The 15,058-nt window shown below is 58.5% G+C and carries 13 protein-coding genes and 1 pseudogene; 5 read left to right on the top strand and 9 right to left on the bottom strand.

From position 1 onward, the window contains the following. Positions 1-187: transposase (locus WM40_RS24445; RefSeq protein ID WP_046154258.1), on the bottom strand; the 187-nt coding region annotated here is incomplete at its 3' end. 578 nt (positions 188-765) lie between these two features. Here WM40_RS24445 and WM40_RS24440 point away from each other — a divergent pair. Further along, positions 766-2,304: a zinc-binding metallopeptidase family protein gene (locus tag WM40_RS24440; protein ID WP_201779179.1), complete on the top strand. Its 1,539-nt coding sequence runs from the start codon at positions 766-768 to the stop codon at positions 2,302-2,304. A 566-nt stretch (positions 2,305-2,870) separates the two neighbouring features. Here WM40_RS24440 and WM40_RS24435 read toward each other — a convergent pair. After that, a pseudogene (locus tag WM40_RS24435) lies at positions 2,871-3,282 on the bottom strand (IS6 family transposase); the annotation flags it as partial. A gap of 144 nt (positions 3,283-3,426) precedes the next feature. On the opposite strand from WM40_RS24435, the gene WM40_RS30400 reads away from it, so the two are divergent. The 3 genes from WM40_RS30400 to WM40_RS24425 all read left to right on the top strand — a co-directional run bounded on the left by WM40_RS30400 (position 3,427) and on the right by WM40_RS24425 (position 6,991). Further along, on the top strand, positions 3,427-3,582 hold the full coding sequence (locus WM40_RS30400) for a hypothetical protein (RefSeq protein WP_157685946.1): 156 nt from the start codon (positions 3,427-3,429) through the stop codon (positions 3,580-3,582). Between the two features lie 2,137 nt (positions 3,583-5,719). Beyond that, positions 5,720-6,691, top strand: coding sequence for a sigma 54-interacting transcriptional regulator (locus WM40_RS24430; protein ID WP_046154257.1), 972 nt, complete (start codon positions 5,720-5,722; stop codon positions 6,689-6,691). Between the two features lie 63 nt (positions 6,692-6,754). Beyond that, positions 6,755-6,991: a hypothetical protein gene (locus WM40_RS24425; RefSeq protein WP_024904527.1), complete on the top strand. Its 237-nt coding sequence runs from the start codon at positions 6,755-6,757 to the stop codon at positions 6,989-6,991. 35 nt (positions 6,992-7,026) lie between these two features. On the opposite strand, the gene WM40_RS24420 is transcribed toward WM40_RS24425, so the two are convergent. Then, positions 7,027-7,305, bottom strand: a complete 279-nt coding sequence (locus WM40_RS24420; RefSeq protein ID WP_024904526.1) for a DUF6150 family protein — start codon at positions 7,303-7,305, stop codon at positions 7,027-7,029. A gap of 138 nt (positions 7,306-7,443) precedes the next feature. On the opposite strand from WM40_RS24420, the gene WM40_RS24415 reads away from it, so the two are divergent. Beyond that, a complete protein-coding gene (locus tag WM40_RS24415; RefSeq protein ID WP_024904525.1) occupies positions 7,444-7,818 on the top strand; it encodes a hypothetical protein in 375 nt (124 codons plus the stop codon). Between the two features lie 56 nt (positions 7,819-7,874). On the opposite strand, the gene WM40_RS24410 is transcribed toward WM40_RS24415, so the two are convergent. From WM40_RS24410 to WM40_RS24385, 6 genes are all read right to left on the bottom strand, one after another. Further along, positions 7,875-8,339 carry a hypothetical protein gene (locus tag WM40_RS24410; protein WP_024904524.1) on the bottom strand — a complete coding sequence of 155 codons (465 nt, stop codon included), beginning with the start codon at positions 8,337-8,339 and terminating at the stop codon, positions 7,875-7,877. A gap of 76 nt (positions 8,340-8,415) precedes the next feature. Beyond that, on the bottom strand, positions 8,416-8,685 hold the full coding sequence (locus WM40_RS24405) for a GNAT family N-acetyltransferase (protein ID WP_236693682.1): 270 nt from the start codon (positions 8,683-8,685) through the stop codon (positions 8,416-8,418). Then, a complete protein-coding gene (locus tag WM40_RS24400; RefSeq protein WP_046154255.1) occupies positions 8,679-9,509 on the bottom strand; it encodes a GNAT family protein in 831 nt (276 codons plus the stop codon). The genes WM40_RS24405 and WM40_RS24400 overlap by 7 nt, the downstream gene beginning before the upstream one ends. 60 nt (positions 9,510-9,569) lie before the next feature. Beyond that, complete coding sequence (locus WM40_RS24395) at positions 9,570-10,148, bottom strand: hypothetical protein (RefSeq protein ID WP_157685112.1); 579 nt, start codon at positions 10,146-10,148, stop codon at positions 9,570-9,572. A gap of 71 nt (positions 10,149-10,219) precedes the next feature. Further along, entirely contained in the window at positions 10,220-11,377 is a 1,158-nt protein-coding gene (gene tssA / locus WM40_RS24390) for a type VI secretion system protein TssA (protein ID WP_036011411.1), read from the bottom strand. Between the two features lie 5 nt (positions 11,378-11,382). Then, positions 11,383-15,058: type VI secretion system protein (locus WM40_RS24385; protein ID WP_046154254.1), on the bottom strand; the 3,676-nt coding region annotated here is incomplete at its 5' end.

Genomic DNA, 15,058 nt, shown 5'->3' with positions numbered 1-15,058 from the left:
GGTCGGCACGCTGATGCTCGCGACACCAGCGTGCCAGTTGATTGGCGTTGACGCCGTTGGCCAAGGCCAGAGCTGCACGAGAAACCTCCGGCAGCATGGACTGGCGCACAAGCTCTCGCTTGAATTCCTTGGTGAAACTGCGTCGCGCAGTGCGCGGCGTCACGGGTACCACTTGCTTACCTTCCATCGTCTGCATCCGTCGAAAAATCCGACAGCATGAGCACGTTCATGTCGCGACGAAAGATGCCTTGGGTGGACGCTTACGCAATAAGTATTGCACTGGTAATAGATATCGTTAACACGATCGTGTTCCGTGAGCAATCGAGCACCGATGCCCGTTAGAACCCGCGTAACTGATTTTCCCTTGAAACGACGTACGCCATAGTCTGTTGAACCGAGGGCGAGAGTCGAGATGGGCGACAAAAACGTACCGAATTAATTGCTACACAGATGATCTTAGGAAAGCACCAACGCGTCTGGCCAGCTCTTTCCAGTCAGAACGCGGCGGCGTGCCGACTGGGTATGTTCGTTGCTGCGGTGGAAAACGGGTATCTTGAAAGCCGAGCAAATGTTACGGTGTCGGTATCAAACATTGGAGCAGGCGAGAGTGAATGCGGTCGATTGGATTGAAGGGTTTTAAAATTGCCAGCATATCCCGTCATCGATTGTGTGCCGCATGTGATGCGATTACGAGTTCATGCAAAAAACGGCGTGAGTTGTTTTACGTGGAAACGAGGCGAAGGCATATCGAGGAAGATTAATAAGATGGCAATCAGTCGTAAGGAGTTTCTCATTGTTGGGCTGGCTACGCTTGTTGGGGAAAAGGTGACGAGCGCGCTCGCCAGGATCGGCATCAACCAGCGCGATAGCGGAGGGTTGTCCGGACTGCCATCGCAAGCGAAGGTGTGGGGCTGGGTAAAGCGCCTTAACGACTTCGGCCCGCGGCTGACTGGTAGTTCTGCGCAAGCGTGTGCAGTCGATTTCCTTGCCGGGGAATTGCACGCAATGGGGCTCGATGTCCAGCGCGATCGTCTCAGGATGCGCCGCTGGACTCCGCAATCGACCCAGTTCGTCCTGTCCGATGGCGAAGGGATCGATGTGGCCGCGCCTTATCCCTATTCGGGATGCACAACGTCCGATGGTGTATCTGGCGAGATGATTTTTTTCGACGGCAAGGTCCATTCGTTCCGTAAGGCGCGCGGCAAGATAGCGGTCGTCACCGTCAAGCGCCGTGACCTGACCGCGACGATGCTCAAGATCGCGGCCAATCGGCGTAGCCACTTGCCTGAAGGCACTGATTTCCCCAAATCCATGACGACGCCGCTCCTCACCGGGTTGCTCGGCGTGCCTATCGACAAGGCGCGCGAGAGCGGCGTGCTGGGGGTCGTCTGCGTATTTGAGGGCGTCTCGGCGGAACAATTGGCGGGACAGGTGTTGCCCTTCACAACGCCTTATCGCGACATCCCCGCGATATGGGTGACGGAAGCCCAGGGTGCTCGGATCAAGGCTGCCGCTGCGCGTGGGTTGCACGGCCGCCTCGTTCTTGAGGCGACGCTGGAGGAAGTGCCGAGCGAGACGATCTACGCCGTTCTGCCCGGCAGCAACCCCGCTGAGACGATCATCGTCAACACCCACACCGACGGTCCCAATGCCTGCGAGGAGAATGGTGGTGCCGGTGTTCTGGCGCTCGCCCGCTATTTCTCAAGGCGGCCGCTGTCGGCGCGTAACCGTACCTTGGTGTTCGTGCTGGTCACGGGACATTTCCAGATTCCGCAATTTGGTCGTGACGGCCAGCAGGCGACCGCGACCTGGCTCGAGATGCATCCCGATCTATGGGACGGCAAGGACGGTCACGCGAAAGCTGTTGCCGGCGTAACGATCGAGCATCTCGGCTGCATGGAGTGGCGAGACAATCCTGCGATAGGCAGGCCAGCCCCGACCGGGCGACTGGAACTAGACATGATCTACACTGCAAACAAGGCGGTGAACGATGTCTATGTAAAGGCTGCACAAGGACGCACGAAAATCCGTGCACTCACCCTCGCGCCGCTTGCCGCGCAGGCGATGCTTGGTGAGGGGCAGCCGCTCTATGCCTCGGGCATCGCGACGATTTCAAGCTGCCCGATTCCTGATTATCTGTGTCAGATCCTGCCGGGGGGCGGCCTCGATCGACTTGATGCGGATTATGCTTACCAGCAAGTCGAGACTTTTGCGCGCGCCGTGGTTCTGCTGGACCGGATGCCGCAGCACGAGATCGGTAAGGTTCCATTCAATTTCTTTACGGCGATGAGCAAGGTTTTGTGACTGAATATTGGGGAAAGGATCTTGTGCCATGTCCAACAGAATGTCGTGTGAGCGGCTTCCGTGATGGAAATGGGGCCGTAATGCCACGCTAGCGCAAGACATCGCCACGCGAACGGCCTTCCATGTCCAGACCACTTGGTCCCCTTAACGGGCTTCTGGGCTGGATCGAGTGCCTGATCAGTGTGGCCGCCGTGCGTAACGTAAGCACTGAAGTGATAGGGGCGAGGAGCCGTACTGCAAGGGCTCACTCTTGCAAACTAGAGCGTTGCCTGCTCAGCAGTCGACCCTTCGCATTGTTTAAGCCGCGTGCGATGTTCTCCGTAAAAGCGTCTGATTGCATCGGCCGCAAGCAGCGCGGCAATATGCCGTGCACTCCGTTGTCGATTTGAAATCACTGACCGGTCACGTGCTTGGCGGTCTCGCCCAAGGTCTATCGATAATATTGGCACGTTGCTGACAAACGCATTAAGCGCTGCGACGTCATCACGGGGCATTCCTCGACCAGAAACAAATTGGTTCTATCGCAATAAGAACTGGGTGACGAAATAATATATAAGTAATGCTTATTAATATAAGTAGTTGAATTTCCGAGCGAGGGAGGGTGCCTCAGCGCAGTCGTTCAGCTGACCTTTGCGAATCATGTGCATGGTCTCGATTTCACCAAGAATAATACATGGGCAACGAAAAGTCTTAAAGCCCATCATTGCCCGCGTTCGACGTTTGATCGCGGTGATCCCGTTCGACAATGTTGTTTAGACACTTTTCCTGGCGCATCTTGATCGGCATTTCCCGCTTGGCGTTGATCGCTTTCAACGCTGCGAGGTGCGATCCGGTCTTATCGATTGTCACGGTCTCGGGTTCGCCGTTCAGCGCGATTGCCCTCTCGAAATAAGACTGCGCGGCAGCCTTGTCCCGGCGGGCTCGTAGCAGGAAATCAACCGTATTACCAGTTTTGTCGACAGTCCGGTAGAGAAATCGCTACTGACCCCTTCCAACGTTGTTAAGAGAAAAGTGGCGAGAGCATGGTCCTTACACATCCAATGTCGCTGGCGAATAGAGCGAGGCGATGAGGTTTTCGCCACAGACGATGACCTAGTGGCCTCTGATGAGGAGATTGGCCGTGTGACTGATGAAATTAGCGCGCTGATGCTAGGGCCTGTTCCCGTAACGGTGAATGATGTGCAGGTGAGTGAGTCTGACGGTATTACGCATGCACTACCCAAGGGCTTGCGTATTGTCATCACTTCAAATGGGATTACTGACCTGGAAGATTGGTGATTCTTCGCACTCGGTACCGACAGTAACCATTTCGTCGTAATGCGCGGGGTCGTCGATCCGCGATCGTTTTCCTGACCAGCTGTTGTTGTTCGTTAATGCTACTAGCAGTGTCAGCGTCCAGCGATACTGCTAACGGGAAAATAGCGCGGAAGGGCAAGCGCAGCAAGGCTGAGCACGTAATGTTGAACGGTGGAGGCGTTTCGATTACGCAACGCAGCAATTCACGTCTTGTCCGATAATTTTGCTAGGGCGTTGAAATGGTCCTTTAATTTCGCTAACGCGTTTCGTAATCCTCCGAGGGAGATATGCGAATAACGGCAACTGAGGGGGAGGTCAAGGCTTTCCGATAGCCGCGCAGTGAGCGCATCCTCGAATCAGTTACGGTGGGTGAGTGTTTTCTAACCCTGTGGGTGATTTCTTGCCCCGGTCCCTCGTGCAAACCGAGTACACGCGACAACGCGCTACGGCCGCACAGAACAACGCTTCTCGGCTGAAGAGCGGCGTCCTGAATTGCCCTTGAGCTACTGGCGAGGAAATTGCATACATCGTGTCATTTCAGACGCGGGCGCTGGGAGAAACGATGCTACCAGGATCTCGTTGTGGGGAGAGGAAAACACAGCCTGCTGGTGGCGGACGATTCAACGTCTCAGGAGGAGGGAACGCACACAGCGCCGATACAATGGTAGCGGCGCGGGGCCCTAACCGCCCGGGCAACTCGCCTCCAATCCGTTCAGAATCGCCGTTATGGCCGATGGGAACCGGGAGCAGTTCAAAGCCCATAAGTGTTCCCCAAAGCTCACGTCAGCATCTTCCGCCAGTTGGCACCGAGCCTCAAACGCACTCTGGACTCACGCCGATGGGGCACATCTCTGGCGTCACTGTTGACACTGCGACCGGTAGCAGGGCGCCGGTCAGTCCTTCATCGCCTCATCACCGATACAGCGCTTTCGCCCATGCCGCCAGCATTACCGTCGCGCATTCCTGCCGCAACCAATGGCAGCTCGGGTGAGCATATGTTAGTAGATGAAAATTGGTCGTAATAAGGCATGTGAACAAGTCACTGAAGTGTGGGCCTGCAGGCGTCGACTCTGCAAAAATGGGTCGGTCGCTGTGAGAAATTCCTTGATAAGGGCAGCCTTGTATTACACGATCTGAAATGCATAGACAAATACCTGGAGTGCATGATTATAAATAATATATTGGAAGATGCTGCGAATTATTTCTCTATTCAATGAATAGACGAATCTCAATTTTCTTGTTTGAGTGCCAGGCTCTTCCATAAATTTACTTTTCATTAACAGAATTTCAAACGATTGTTAGAGAAATTTTATGCCGTGCCTAGATAATACAATATGAAATTGAAAGCTATTTGAAATAATGGATCGCATTCTTACAATACAATGTGCCTTCGACCCGAAAAAATAGCTTTTTGCGGGTGTGCTAGGCGATCTGTTCAGCGTTGGACATGCGTTCAAGTCAGTGATGCTATAGCAAGTCGCGGTTCAGATTTCGATGCGACTTTCTTTTCCAGGGAGGGCGGCGATCCGGGCGATTTCCTCGCGGTTACGATCTGCTTAAGGATTCGATTGAAATACCCATTTATTTGTTAACTTTCCGCGAGTGCAAACATCACGAGCAGTTGACGCAGTGGCTAAAAAAGCATGCGATGCCACTCACTGGTGGTATATCACCGGCCTCCGTTGCACTTTAACTAACCAGTGCGCTAGACGACTAACCGCCAACGTCTCCAGATCTGGCGCGCACGCGGTCATTTATGAATTTTTTTGCTTTGTTTTTACAAACTTCTGATCTCATGAAATACGAACAAGATGCGGGATAGTTTTAACTCTTGACCGTCAGTTGGCGTTCGTGAGTGTGACAATGTCATTTATCGTTTATATTTGTGAGATTTATTAAAGAGAGGTCTTTTCACTTTGCTAAATCCAAATTAAGATTATGCTCGCGCATGATGCAAGGTGTCGTGTGAACGGCGACCATATCGGGGAGCATCGAAAGCGCAGCAGTCCGGCATTACATCGAAGTGCATCCGTACCAGCTGAAATAAAATAAACGACTGCTAGATGACGTTCGCTATCGCACGTCTCTGAACAGTTAATCGACCAGATTCGGAGTGCGTATGAACCAGTGTACCCACCTCAAGATGCTCGGCTCGTCCGACGCTATGGAGGCCCTCAGGCGTCAGATCGAAAAAATCGCAGGTGTTGACGTGCCGGTCACGGTGTTGGGGGAGACCGGCACTGGCAAAGAACTCGCCGTGCGGACCATCCATTATTGCAGTGAACGCCGTCAGGCGCCGTTCGTCCCTGTTAATTGCGGCGCATTACCGGAGGCGCTTGTCGAAAGCGAGCTGTTCGGCCACGAACGCGGCGCGTTCACCGACGCCAAGCTTGTCAGCGGCGGTCTGATCGGAGAAGCCGAGGGCGGCACGCTGTTCTTTGACGAAATCGACGCGCTCGGGCTAAAGGCGCAGGCTGCGTTGCTTCGGTTCCTGCAGGACGGCAGCTACCGGCGTGTGGGTGGTACCAAGATCCGCTACGCGAATGTACGTGTGGTGGTTGCGACCAACGCAGATCTCGCCGCTCTGGTGGAAGCACGGCAGTTCCGACGCGATTTGCTGTATCGCTTGGACGTGGTGACGCTGAGGATCCCGTCTGTGCGCGATCGCGCTGATGACGCGGTTGAGTTGGCCGAGGCGTTCCTCGATGGATTGCGCACGCGCTACACAAAATCTGCGATGCGCTTTCACGACACCTCGTATTCGCATCTGCGCAGCCATACTTGGCCAGGCAACGTGCGCGAACTTGAAAACAGCGTACATCGCGCTTTCCTGTTGAGCGAGGACGGTTTTGTGCGGCTCGGCAGCGTGGTCAGCACGCAAGATCTCGGCGGAGCAGAGCCAACTGCCGGACGTCCGTTCAAGGCGGAGCGCTCAGCGATGATCACCCGATTTGAAGTCGATTACTTGCGGCGACTGTTAGCTGAAGCCAACGGTAATCTGTCGTTGGCAGCGCGGCTCGCGGGTGAAGAGCGTAGCGCGTTTGGGAAGCTGGTGCGCAAGCATGGTCTCGTGCGGGATCGCTCAAACTGAGTTGGGCGTAGCGATTGAGGTAAGCTGTTGGCTTTACGAATTATCGATGGCAGGGTACGTTCCATGAATGATGCGTTGGTCCAGAACGTCGCCACCCAGATTGCGCATTATTTGCAGATGAATCCCGTTGCGGCCGACACGGTCGAAGGCATTCACCATTTCTGGGTCGGCGCGCAATCCGCGCAACACTCGCTCGACGTCACGCAGGCAGCGCTTGAGTACCTGCTTGCGCGCGGTGAGGTGGTACGCATACCGATCGGCAACCGCATACTGTGGCATGCGCCGCGCGATGGCGGCTGATAAAGCGTTGCGCCTACGCGTGATTTCCCAAGGGGTCAGCGCGTGAGGCGGCCTTGCAACGGGTGCGGCCGCTGCCAGCCCGCCTCACCGTAGCTGTCGACGAAACAGACCTTGAATTGTGCCATGCCCAGGCTCGTGAAGTACAGCCAGATGTCGGCTTCCTGCTTGTCGCGGGTGATGTACCAGCGTGCGTCTCCGTGCGCGAGCCCGTAACTATTGACGCGGTGGACAAGCAGGTCCGCGGTGCCACGGTCGGATAGGTTGACGCGAAAATGTGCCTCGCCCATGTTGCTGGTCTGATAGATGCGTGCCATTGGATGAGTTACTCCTGATCAGAAGATGGCAGTCAGAAAAGCAAGTTGTGCTAGTGCCGCGCGAGCAGCAGGAGACTGCTTCGGTTGCTCTGTGTTGCGCAGATATACCACCAATATGTTGAAACCCGATGGGCCGTCATGCGAAAAGACACATCATTTTCTCCTATTTTGCGCCTGCGTGGTGATGCCCAGCGTGTCGAGGTAATCATGCCGAATGGCACGACGCGACCGGTGCTCGGTACGCGTAGTCCTGGTGGCGACGAGGACCGGCGCGCCGCCACCATCGAGCACGCGGGCAGCGCGGGGCGCTCGCCGCGCCAACAGCCGCTCGTCGCGATTGAAGTCGAACTGTCGCGTCGTGCGCAGACCATCCTCACGCAACGGCTGCCGCGCGAGGTGCGCGAGCGCCTGGACGGCGACGGGGCGGGACGCGATGCGTCGACGCGCAATGGCGATGTTGGCGGCACGGGCGGCGAGACATTGATCGTGCCAGAACTGCGCGAGTCTGATTGAACGCCTAGCTTGTGCAATGAGTGCTGGCCAGCCACTGAGCGTACGGATTGCAGGGGCTATTCGTTGAGATGGCGGCCGCTCTTGTAGTAATCGTGTTCCGGCGTGCCCGGTATCTCGGCGGCGTGCAGATGGACGGCGATGCCACGCAGAGGCGTAGCGATGACTCCGAGCGTGGCTGCGGCCAGCCCGCGCACGTCGAGGTTCCAGGCGGCGTTGCCAGCGCTGTGCATGAATCCCGCCGTTTCTGCAAACGTTGCCGCCGTGGTGTTAGACATGCGTTTTTCCGCTATAGCATCCATTGCGCTTTTCATAGCACCGCCTGCGATTGGCGAGAGGGGCACCTTAGCCGCCAGCAGCCCGTCGTTCGCGAACTTGACGGCATCTCCATACGGCGAATCGTGGTGTGCGATTTGCTGCTTGAACTCGGTGCGCTGCACTTTTGCATCGGGATGGTTTAAGGCGGACAGGAAGAACCCACCAATCGGTGGAACCAGGGTCATTGCCTTGCGTCTGAAGCTCATGCGCTATCTCCTTGTGTACACGTGGTTGAAACATAATGGGACGGATGGTCGTAGCGTTTATACTCAATGTCTGTTTTTATGTATCTCGACTAGTCAGTGGCACTGCGGCTCGCACGTCGAGGTCGAGCCAGTCGGTCAGGGTATGCAACTCGCAAGCGATTCGCGCTTGTGTATTCGGCTGTCCGATCCGGTAGAACAGGTGGTTATCGTGCGGCGCTGCGCCGCGGACGCCTGTATCAATGAAGCCAATCTTTTCCAGTGCCCGGCGTGACGCGGTGTTGGTCTCGTAGACAGTGGCGTAGCAAGTGCGCATGCAGCGGTGCCGATGCGCAGCCTCTATTAGCAGGGCCGCGGCGCTAGAGCCGAAGCCGTGGCCCTGAAAATCGCGACCGATCCAGTAGTAAAAAAACCGATGTCGCGATACGGTGTAAGGCCGACGTTACCGATGAATCCCCATGCACGATGAATCACCGCGAACTGCTGGTCGCCCTGGGCATAGCCGGCATCGAGCCAGCGGTGCCATGCGGCGGCTTCGTGGAAATGCGGCAGGCCGCACCATTCGGCGATCGCTGGATCGTAATACTGCCAGCAGAAATCGGCGACGTGGTGATGGCCGAGCGGTTCGAGGTAGAGCATCGCATCGTCGTTCCCGATGCTGTGCATCGGTAGCAAGCTGCGGCGCCAGTTGCGCCAAGCGATCAGGTTGCGATAGGCGGCTGCGTGGCCTGGGTGGCCCGGCTCGGCGAGCTGCGCAATCACTGCCATGTCGATCGCGGCGTCAACGTCACCTGTCAGGTGGTAGGCGTGGCCTACTAGGCTAAGCACGTCAGGCTCACGTCGCTCGAACGGTGTGAGGGTGTCGCCCACGGCTAGTACGAGCGGCCAGTACGACCATGCGGCTGCCAGTGTCAGCAAGGTACGCTTGGCTACCGAGTCGAACGCGGCGTGATGGTGTTCCCAGCAGCGATTCAGGCCGATCAGCCAGCCTGCGCGGTGCGACGGCGCGAGGGCTTCGGCGTGCTTGAGTAAAGAGGGCAGGTAAACAAGCACGCTCGACGAGTGCCAGTCTGCAGCGTCCAGCGCCCGCATGGCAGCGGCGAGCGGGGCAGCGTCTGCTGGCAAGGGGGACGCCTGGCGGTGCGTGTCGGCCTTCGGCGCATGCATTAACATCCCGGTTGCTCCTGCATCGCCCAAGGACGACGCGTTCGTGATTGATCCGGATTGCTCCGATCAGGTTAAGGATTTGCCCGGCGTCGTCGTCGGCAGGCTGGGGATAGCGTATTGCTTGGCATACGCTCGCTTGACGTCTATCTCCTTCCAACTGAGGATCGGATGATGCGATTCGCCTGCTTGGTTTGAGGCCCGGCGCTGAGACTCGATGGCATTTAACTCGCCTTGGATCAGCAAGTCGTCGGTCAGCAGGCCAAGGTTGTCGTCGTGGCGATGGCGGCCTTCATGCGCGAGATCGCCCGCAGGATACGGGCTCGACATCTTGACGGTGAGTGTGTTGTTCTGAGGCTGGTAGATGTTCTGATTTCCTAATTGCACGTGAAGCTCTGGGCGTCCTGGATGCTGCCGCTCGTGGTCTTCGATGCGGGAAAATATCTCGTTGACCTCGGGAGCCCGCATGCGCTGGGCCTCCACATGCTGCTGTGCAGCCTTGGATGCGTAGCTGATGCTGCGTTTTTGCGTGTACAGCAGTGAGCTGAATTGCGATGTAGACGAAGCAAACCGTGACGACGCGAACCGAGAACCATTGCCGAGCATCGGGGCGAGCTCCATGCCGGCTTGTCTAGCGAGGAAAACCATCTATATCTCCTTTTCCGGACCCGGTCCGGAGAGCGGTTGTGTCGACCCGAAAGAGGCGACGCGGTGGTGCATTAGGACGGATTACTTGGCTGTGCGCTTTCAATGCCCACCATCTCAAAAATATTGAGCTGTCCGCCCAATCGCATGAACACCTCCTGATATAGCTCGGTCGTGTTCATGCGGCCCCAGAGGGTGGCGCGTAGTACTAGGTATGGCACTGGGCTATGCGGCTCCAGCCGGATCAGGAACTCGGCGATTTCCTTGAGTCGCGCGTAGGCGTCGGCACGATCGCGGACCGCGGTTGCTACAGCCAGCGTCTCGGGCGTGCCGCTTACGGGTGGGGGGGGCGCGGTATAAGTTTCCGCACTGTCCAGCCCAACACCCGCTGCGAGCGGTTCGTGCACCGCCGGTGGTTTGAGCGGCACGCCCTGTTTGTGCAGTTCACCGTCGACGAGTGAACGGATCGACCCTAGCAGTTCTGTTGTTTTGTGCAGGCTAGGCGCTTCGCCTTCGAAACGCTGATCGAGCACCGTGTTCATTTCGTCGATCCGGTTCAGTGCGTCAGACAGGCGTGCACGCAGCTCTAGGAAGTCGGCGGCCGAGGTGGCATCTAGTGCCTCTTGCAGTTGTGCCAGTGTGGCGCTCTCTGTGTCTACGTCAGATCTGCTGCCGCCGCGTGCGCGTTCGTGATAGTGCGCGCGCTCCCAGTCAGCCCAGCAATAAGTCTTCCCGTCCTCAAGCTGGATCAGCGGTGCAAGCCGCAGTGCCGCCAGATTCTTGTCGGAGATCGAGCGTATGAGGTTGGCGCGATGTTCGTAGTCACCCTGGCTCGGAGACGGATGGATGTGATCCCAGTATCGCGAGATCATCTCGCACAGCAACACCAGGGTTGGCGCGATGCCGGCGATGCCGTACTGCTTGAGCTGCGCTTCGTAGAGCCAGGCAAGCAACTGTATGTCCTTGCTTTCGTACATCAGCATCTCGGTTATCAACTGGCTAACCTTGAGCCAGTCGGCGCGTTTCAGGTCGCGCTGCCAGGCGCCCATCGGCAGGCTGGGGTCGTCGTGGCGCCGTTCTTGCGCGATCTGACTGTAACTCGGACTGTCTCGCGCCGGTCGCCCGCATGGCATCGCCGCTTTGATAGGTGCAAGCAGCGTGTCTAGGCTGATGTTAAGGGTGGCCTGGAAATGCCGGTCGGCGTCGGCGAGCTGAGCTAAATTCGTCGTCATGGCGTTCATTGGGGGGCGGAAATTGGGAATGCCGCCGGCAGTTTTAGCGGCGTTGCTGTCTTTGCATTCACGTTCGACACGCGAATGCTGAGGAACACATGCGCGGTGTCGGTGGCGGGACTGCCGGCTGGCTTTGACTGCAGCACTGGCACGTCGAACTGCAGCAGCGCGCGCGACGCATCACGTGGATCGGTGGCGGGTTCCGAGTCCGGGCGATGGCGCTCGATCATGCGCAGCAGCGCCCAGTTGCCGGTGGCGGCAAACGTCGCGGTGTTGCCGTCCACCTGCAGGTCAGGCGCTGTGATTGCCAGCGACGGTCGCCACAGCGACAAGCCAGCCCACGACAGGTCGAGCACCAGCGGCTGACCGAACTGCCAGTCCATGGCGCTGCCACCGTTAGGGAACGAGACGCCCTTGGTACCCGACACTAGGGTCATCTCGCTGATCTGGTTGCTGCCGTTCGCGCCGGGCTTCAGCGCGCGGAAGTTCACGTTCAGGCTGACGAGCGGGGCGTCGTCGGCGGTGGCTGCCACGTTGCCTGTGGCAGCGGTGTCGCCCGGCACCGTCGTCGACACCATGTTGCCCTGCAGAAACGCGTCCACTTGGTCGAGCTGTGCCAGGAACTGCCGCACGTTCTTCCAGTACGGCTCCTTCAGCCCCGTCACTTGCTTCTCGAGTGCGGCGCGTCGGCTTTCGTAGTCGGTAAAGAAGCGCTTCACGGCATCGAGACCCGCGTCGTCGGCGTCGAGTGCACCGAACGGATAGCGGCCAGCCAGTTCGCGGTTGAAGCGACTCGCCACCGGCTGGTAGGCGTTTTGCGCCTGCGCGTAGCGCTCGCCTTTGCACCGCATCTGAACGCTCTGCATGAGTCGGCCGCGATAGTTTGAGAACAGGTCGTTGCCGAGCGGGGGCGATGAATACGCGGTCAGTTGCTCGCTGCAGTTGTTGTTCTGCAGCGTCGACAGCACCTTCAGGAACAGGTTATCGAGCACTGCCGGCTGCGAGTTCGTGTCTTTGCCCTGGGTATAGCGTTTGATCTCGCTCGCGGTATTGTTCCAGTAGGCTGCGTTCGCGGTGTTAGCGCTGGCGCTCGAGGCCCAGGACTCCGCCTGCCCAAGATAGGTGAGGAATGGCTGGGCGTAGCCAACCAGAACCTGCACGCGGCTGACCTGACGCGCTAGCATGTCGGTCACCACCGGCGTACTGCCGAGATCGAAGAAGTACGCCTCTGGGTCCTGCGAGGCGGGAAGGTAGCTGGGTTGGTAGAGCTGGCTCTGATCGGCTAGCAGCGAGATGCGACCGAGCTGACCGTTGGCGTACTGGTGCGCGCACTGCGTGAGTTGCGTGGCACTGCCGTCCATGCCGAGCGTGCGGAACTGCTTCTCAATGTTCAGCGCCAGCGGCGAGATCGTGGCGAAGTTACCGCTGTCGGCGCTCAACTGTGCCTCAGTGCTGCTCATGGCGAGGTCAGCGGCGGCCTGCGCTTGTGCGAGGTTGTTGTTGACTGCCAGTTCGAGCTGGTAGCGGGCTAGCTGCCGATAAAGCGCGTCGGGCCGGTCTCCCTTCAGCGTCGGCTCTGCCAGGAACTTCTGGTAGTCTGCCACGTTCTGATTCGCGTCCTTCAGCGGGCTCGGACTCCAGTTGGCGAGGTTGCCCGTGCAGTTGAACTCGGTGAGAGGGGCCATGGACATGTAGCTGAGGCTGCTCAGCGCGTTGAGGCCGGTCAGCTCGCCCTGCATTGCTGGGTTCAGTGCGATCTGTCCGTTGAGGTTGACGAACAGTGCGCCGTAGCCAGGCAGCGACAGACTGTTGAGCGTCTGCATTGCCAGTGGGTATTGATGCGCGGCGTCGAACTGTGTGCCGACCTGCGACTGAAGATAGGACGGATAGCCGAAATCGGTGACGAGCGGTTTGAGACTTGCTACCAACTGGTTTTGCACGCTCAGGATTGGGTTGTTGTCAGCGCTGGAGCCGAGCCACTCTGTGCGGATCCAGTTCAACCAGCGCGTGAACTGCTGCACGTGTGGCAGGATTGGCTGCTCCTTCACTTGCAACTGCTGGAGCAGCGGCAGGCCGGCCCGCAATTCAGACTGCAGCAGCATGCTCGCTTGCGCGGCCAGTGCGGCGATGTGATCGCTGACATTCTGTTTCAACTGCGGTGGGGTGGTGATCGTGCCGGTGAAATCCTCGTCGGTGAGCGCCGCTAAGGTGAGCGGCAGCAAGCCGGGGCGGCTGCGTACGTAGGGTGGTACCGGTGTGTGGTAGGCGTATTCGAGCAGATCGAAGAAGCTTGGCAGCGGCACGCGGTCTTTCGCGTAGGGTGTCTTACCGAGCAAGCGTTGGAAGCGACTGGCGTTACGCTCGTACAGATCCACGCGTTGCACGAAGCTGTTCAAATTGCGGAGCGCCTGCGAATAGTCGAGCTCGGCCGTGATACCGCGGGTTGCCTCTGAGCCGAGTTTGTCGGCGCGCTGCGATAACTGGCACGCAAGCCCCGGCAGTATCACCTTACGGAACGCGGTGTCGATCACGCGTCGCGCGCTCTGACGGCTTAGGCGTGAATCGACCAGCGACACCGGCAGCAGCCAATTGCTCACATCAGCATTGATCTGTGCAACCTGTTCGATCAATTGGTAAGCAGGGGCCTGCGCGATGCAGCCGGCGCCGGGCGCGGGCGCCTGCAACTGTTGCATCCTTTCGAGCGCCTGTATCACGTGTCCGATCCGGGAATCGATTATCCAAACCCGAACTGCGAACGCGATCACCAACACCGAAAAGCCGAGCACGCCGAGCCACTGCACACGCCTGATTAGCAGGTTGCGCGACCAGACGCCGGCCCGTGTCGGGCGCGCAAGATGTTTCTCGGCGAGAACTTTGTCGATGATCAGGTCGCGCACGAACGCCACGTCGTGGCGTGGGCCGTCGCGATGCTCGATTTGGTCGCCGTGTCCCGCCACAGTGCCGGTGAAGTAGACGCCGCGCAGAAAAAACGTGGTTTCCCAGGCCGAGACCTGGAACACTATGGCAAGCCACTGCTCGAACGGCATTTGCAGTTGAGCGAAGCGCAGGGGGTAGAGGAACATTGGATCGGCGTCGTATTCGGGGATCCGTTCGCAGTGCGCCGCCGTTTCCACTTGCAGTGCCTGCAATTGCGCACCGATGGCCTCGAAGATGGCGGCGCCCCACTGCTCGGGCGGCGTCTCGAACAACTGGCTCGGCGCTGACCATCCGACCATCTCAGTGCGCCGCTGCGGCGACTGCGAGCGCCAGAACGCGCTGAAACCCTCAACGTGATCACAGGCGGTCACTACCACGTAGACGGGCAGCGCGAACTCGAGCCGCTCCTCGATACTGCGCAGTTGCTGGCACGCGTTCTGCGCTAGAGCCATCAATCGTGCCGGATCGCGCTGCAGGAAGGTTCCTGCCGACACTGCCAACACGATGCCGTCAAGCGCGCGCTCGGGGCGCAGCGCGTCTAGCTGATCAAGGAATTTTTGCCAGCGGCGCAAGTCTGCACCGTCGGATGTGCCGTCGCCGAGCGCCACGGCGGCGGCCGACTCTGGCCACTTGCCGTCCGGATCGAGCACTAAGCCCTGGTCGAGCGCGTACCAAGTGGCACCCTCGAGTTCCAGTTGTTTCTGGCGTTCGTCGAGCGGCTGCGTGTGCTGCGGGCCGATCGAT

It is taken from the genome of Robbsia andropogonis (assembly GCF_000970345.1).
In the GTDB taxonomy this organism is placed as follows: domain Bacteria; phylum Pseudomonadota; class Gammaproteobacteria; order Burkholderiales; family Burkholderiaceae; genus Robbsia; species Robbsia andropogonis.
This window is presented reverse-complemented; position numbering and strand designations above follow the sequence as displayed.

Coding starts and splice junctions, on each gene's coding strand:
- WM40_RS24440 (WP_201779179.1), top strand. CDS start 766: ATGGCAATCAGTCGTAAGGAGTTTCTCATTGTTGGGCTGGCTACGCTT.
- WM40_RS24430 (WP_046154257.1), top strand. CDS start 5,720: ATGAACCAGTGTACCCACCTCAAGATGCTCGGCTCGTCCGACGCTATG.
- WM40_RS24425 (WP_024904527.1), top strand. CDS start 6,755: ATGAATGATGCGTTGGTCCAGAACGTCGCCACCCAGATTGCGCATTAT.
- WM40_RS24420 (WP_024904526.1), bottom strand. CDS start 7,305: ATGGCACGCATCTATCAGACCAGCAACATGGGCGAGGCACATTTTCGC.
- WM40_RS24415 (WP_024904525.1), top strand. CDS start 7,444: ATGCGAAAAGACACATCATTTTCTCCTATTTTGCGCCTGCGTGGTGAT.
- WM40_RS24410 (WP_024904524.1), bottom strand. CDS start 8,339: ATGAGCTTCAGACGCAAGGCAATGACCCTGGTTCCACCGATTGGTGGG.
- WM40_RS24400 (WP_046154255.1), bottom strand. CDS start 9,509: ATGTTAATGCATGCGCCGAAGGCCGACACGCACCGCCAGGCGTCCCCC.
- WM40_RS24395 (WP_157685112.1), bottom strand. CDS start 10,148: ATGGTTTTCCTCGCTAGACAAGCCGGCATGGAGCTCGCCCCGATGCTC.
- tssA (WP_036011411.1), bottom strand. CDS start 11,377: ATGACGACGAATTTAGCTCAGCTCGCCGACGCCGACCGGCATTTCCAG.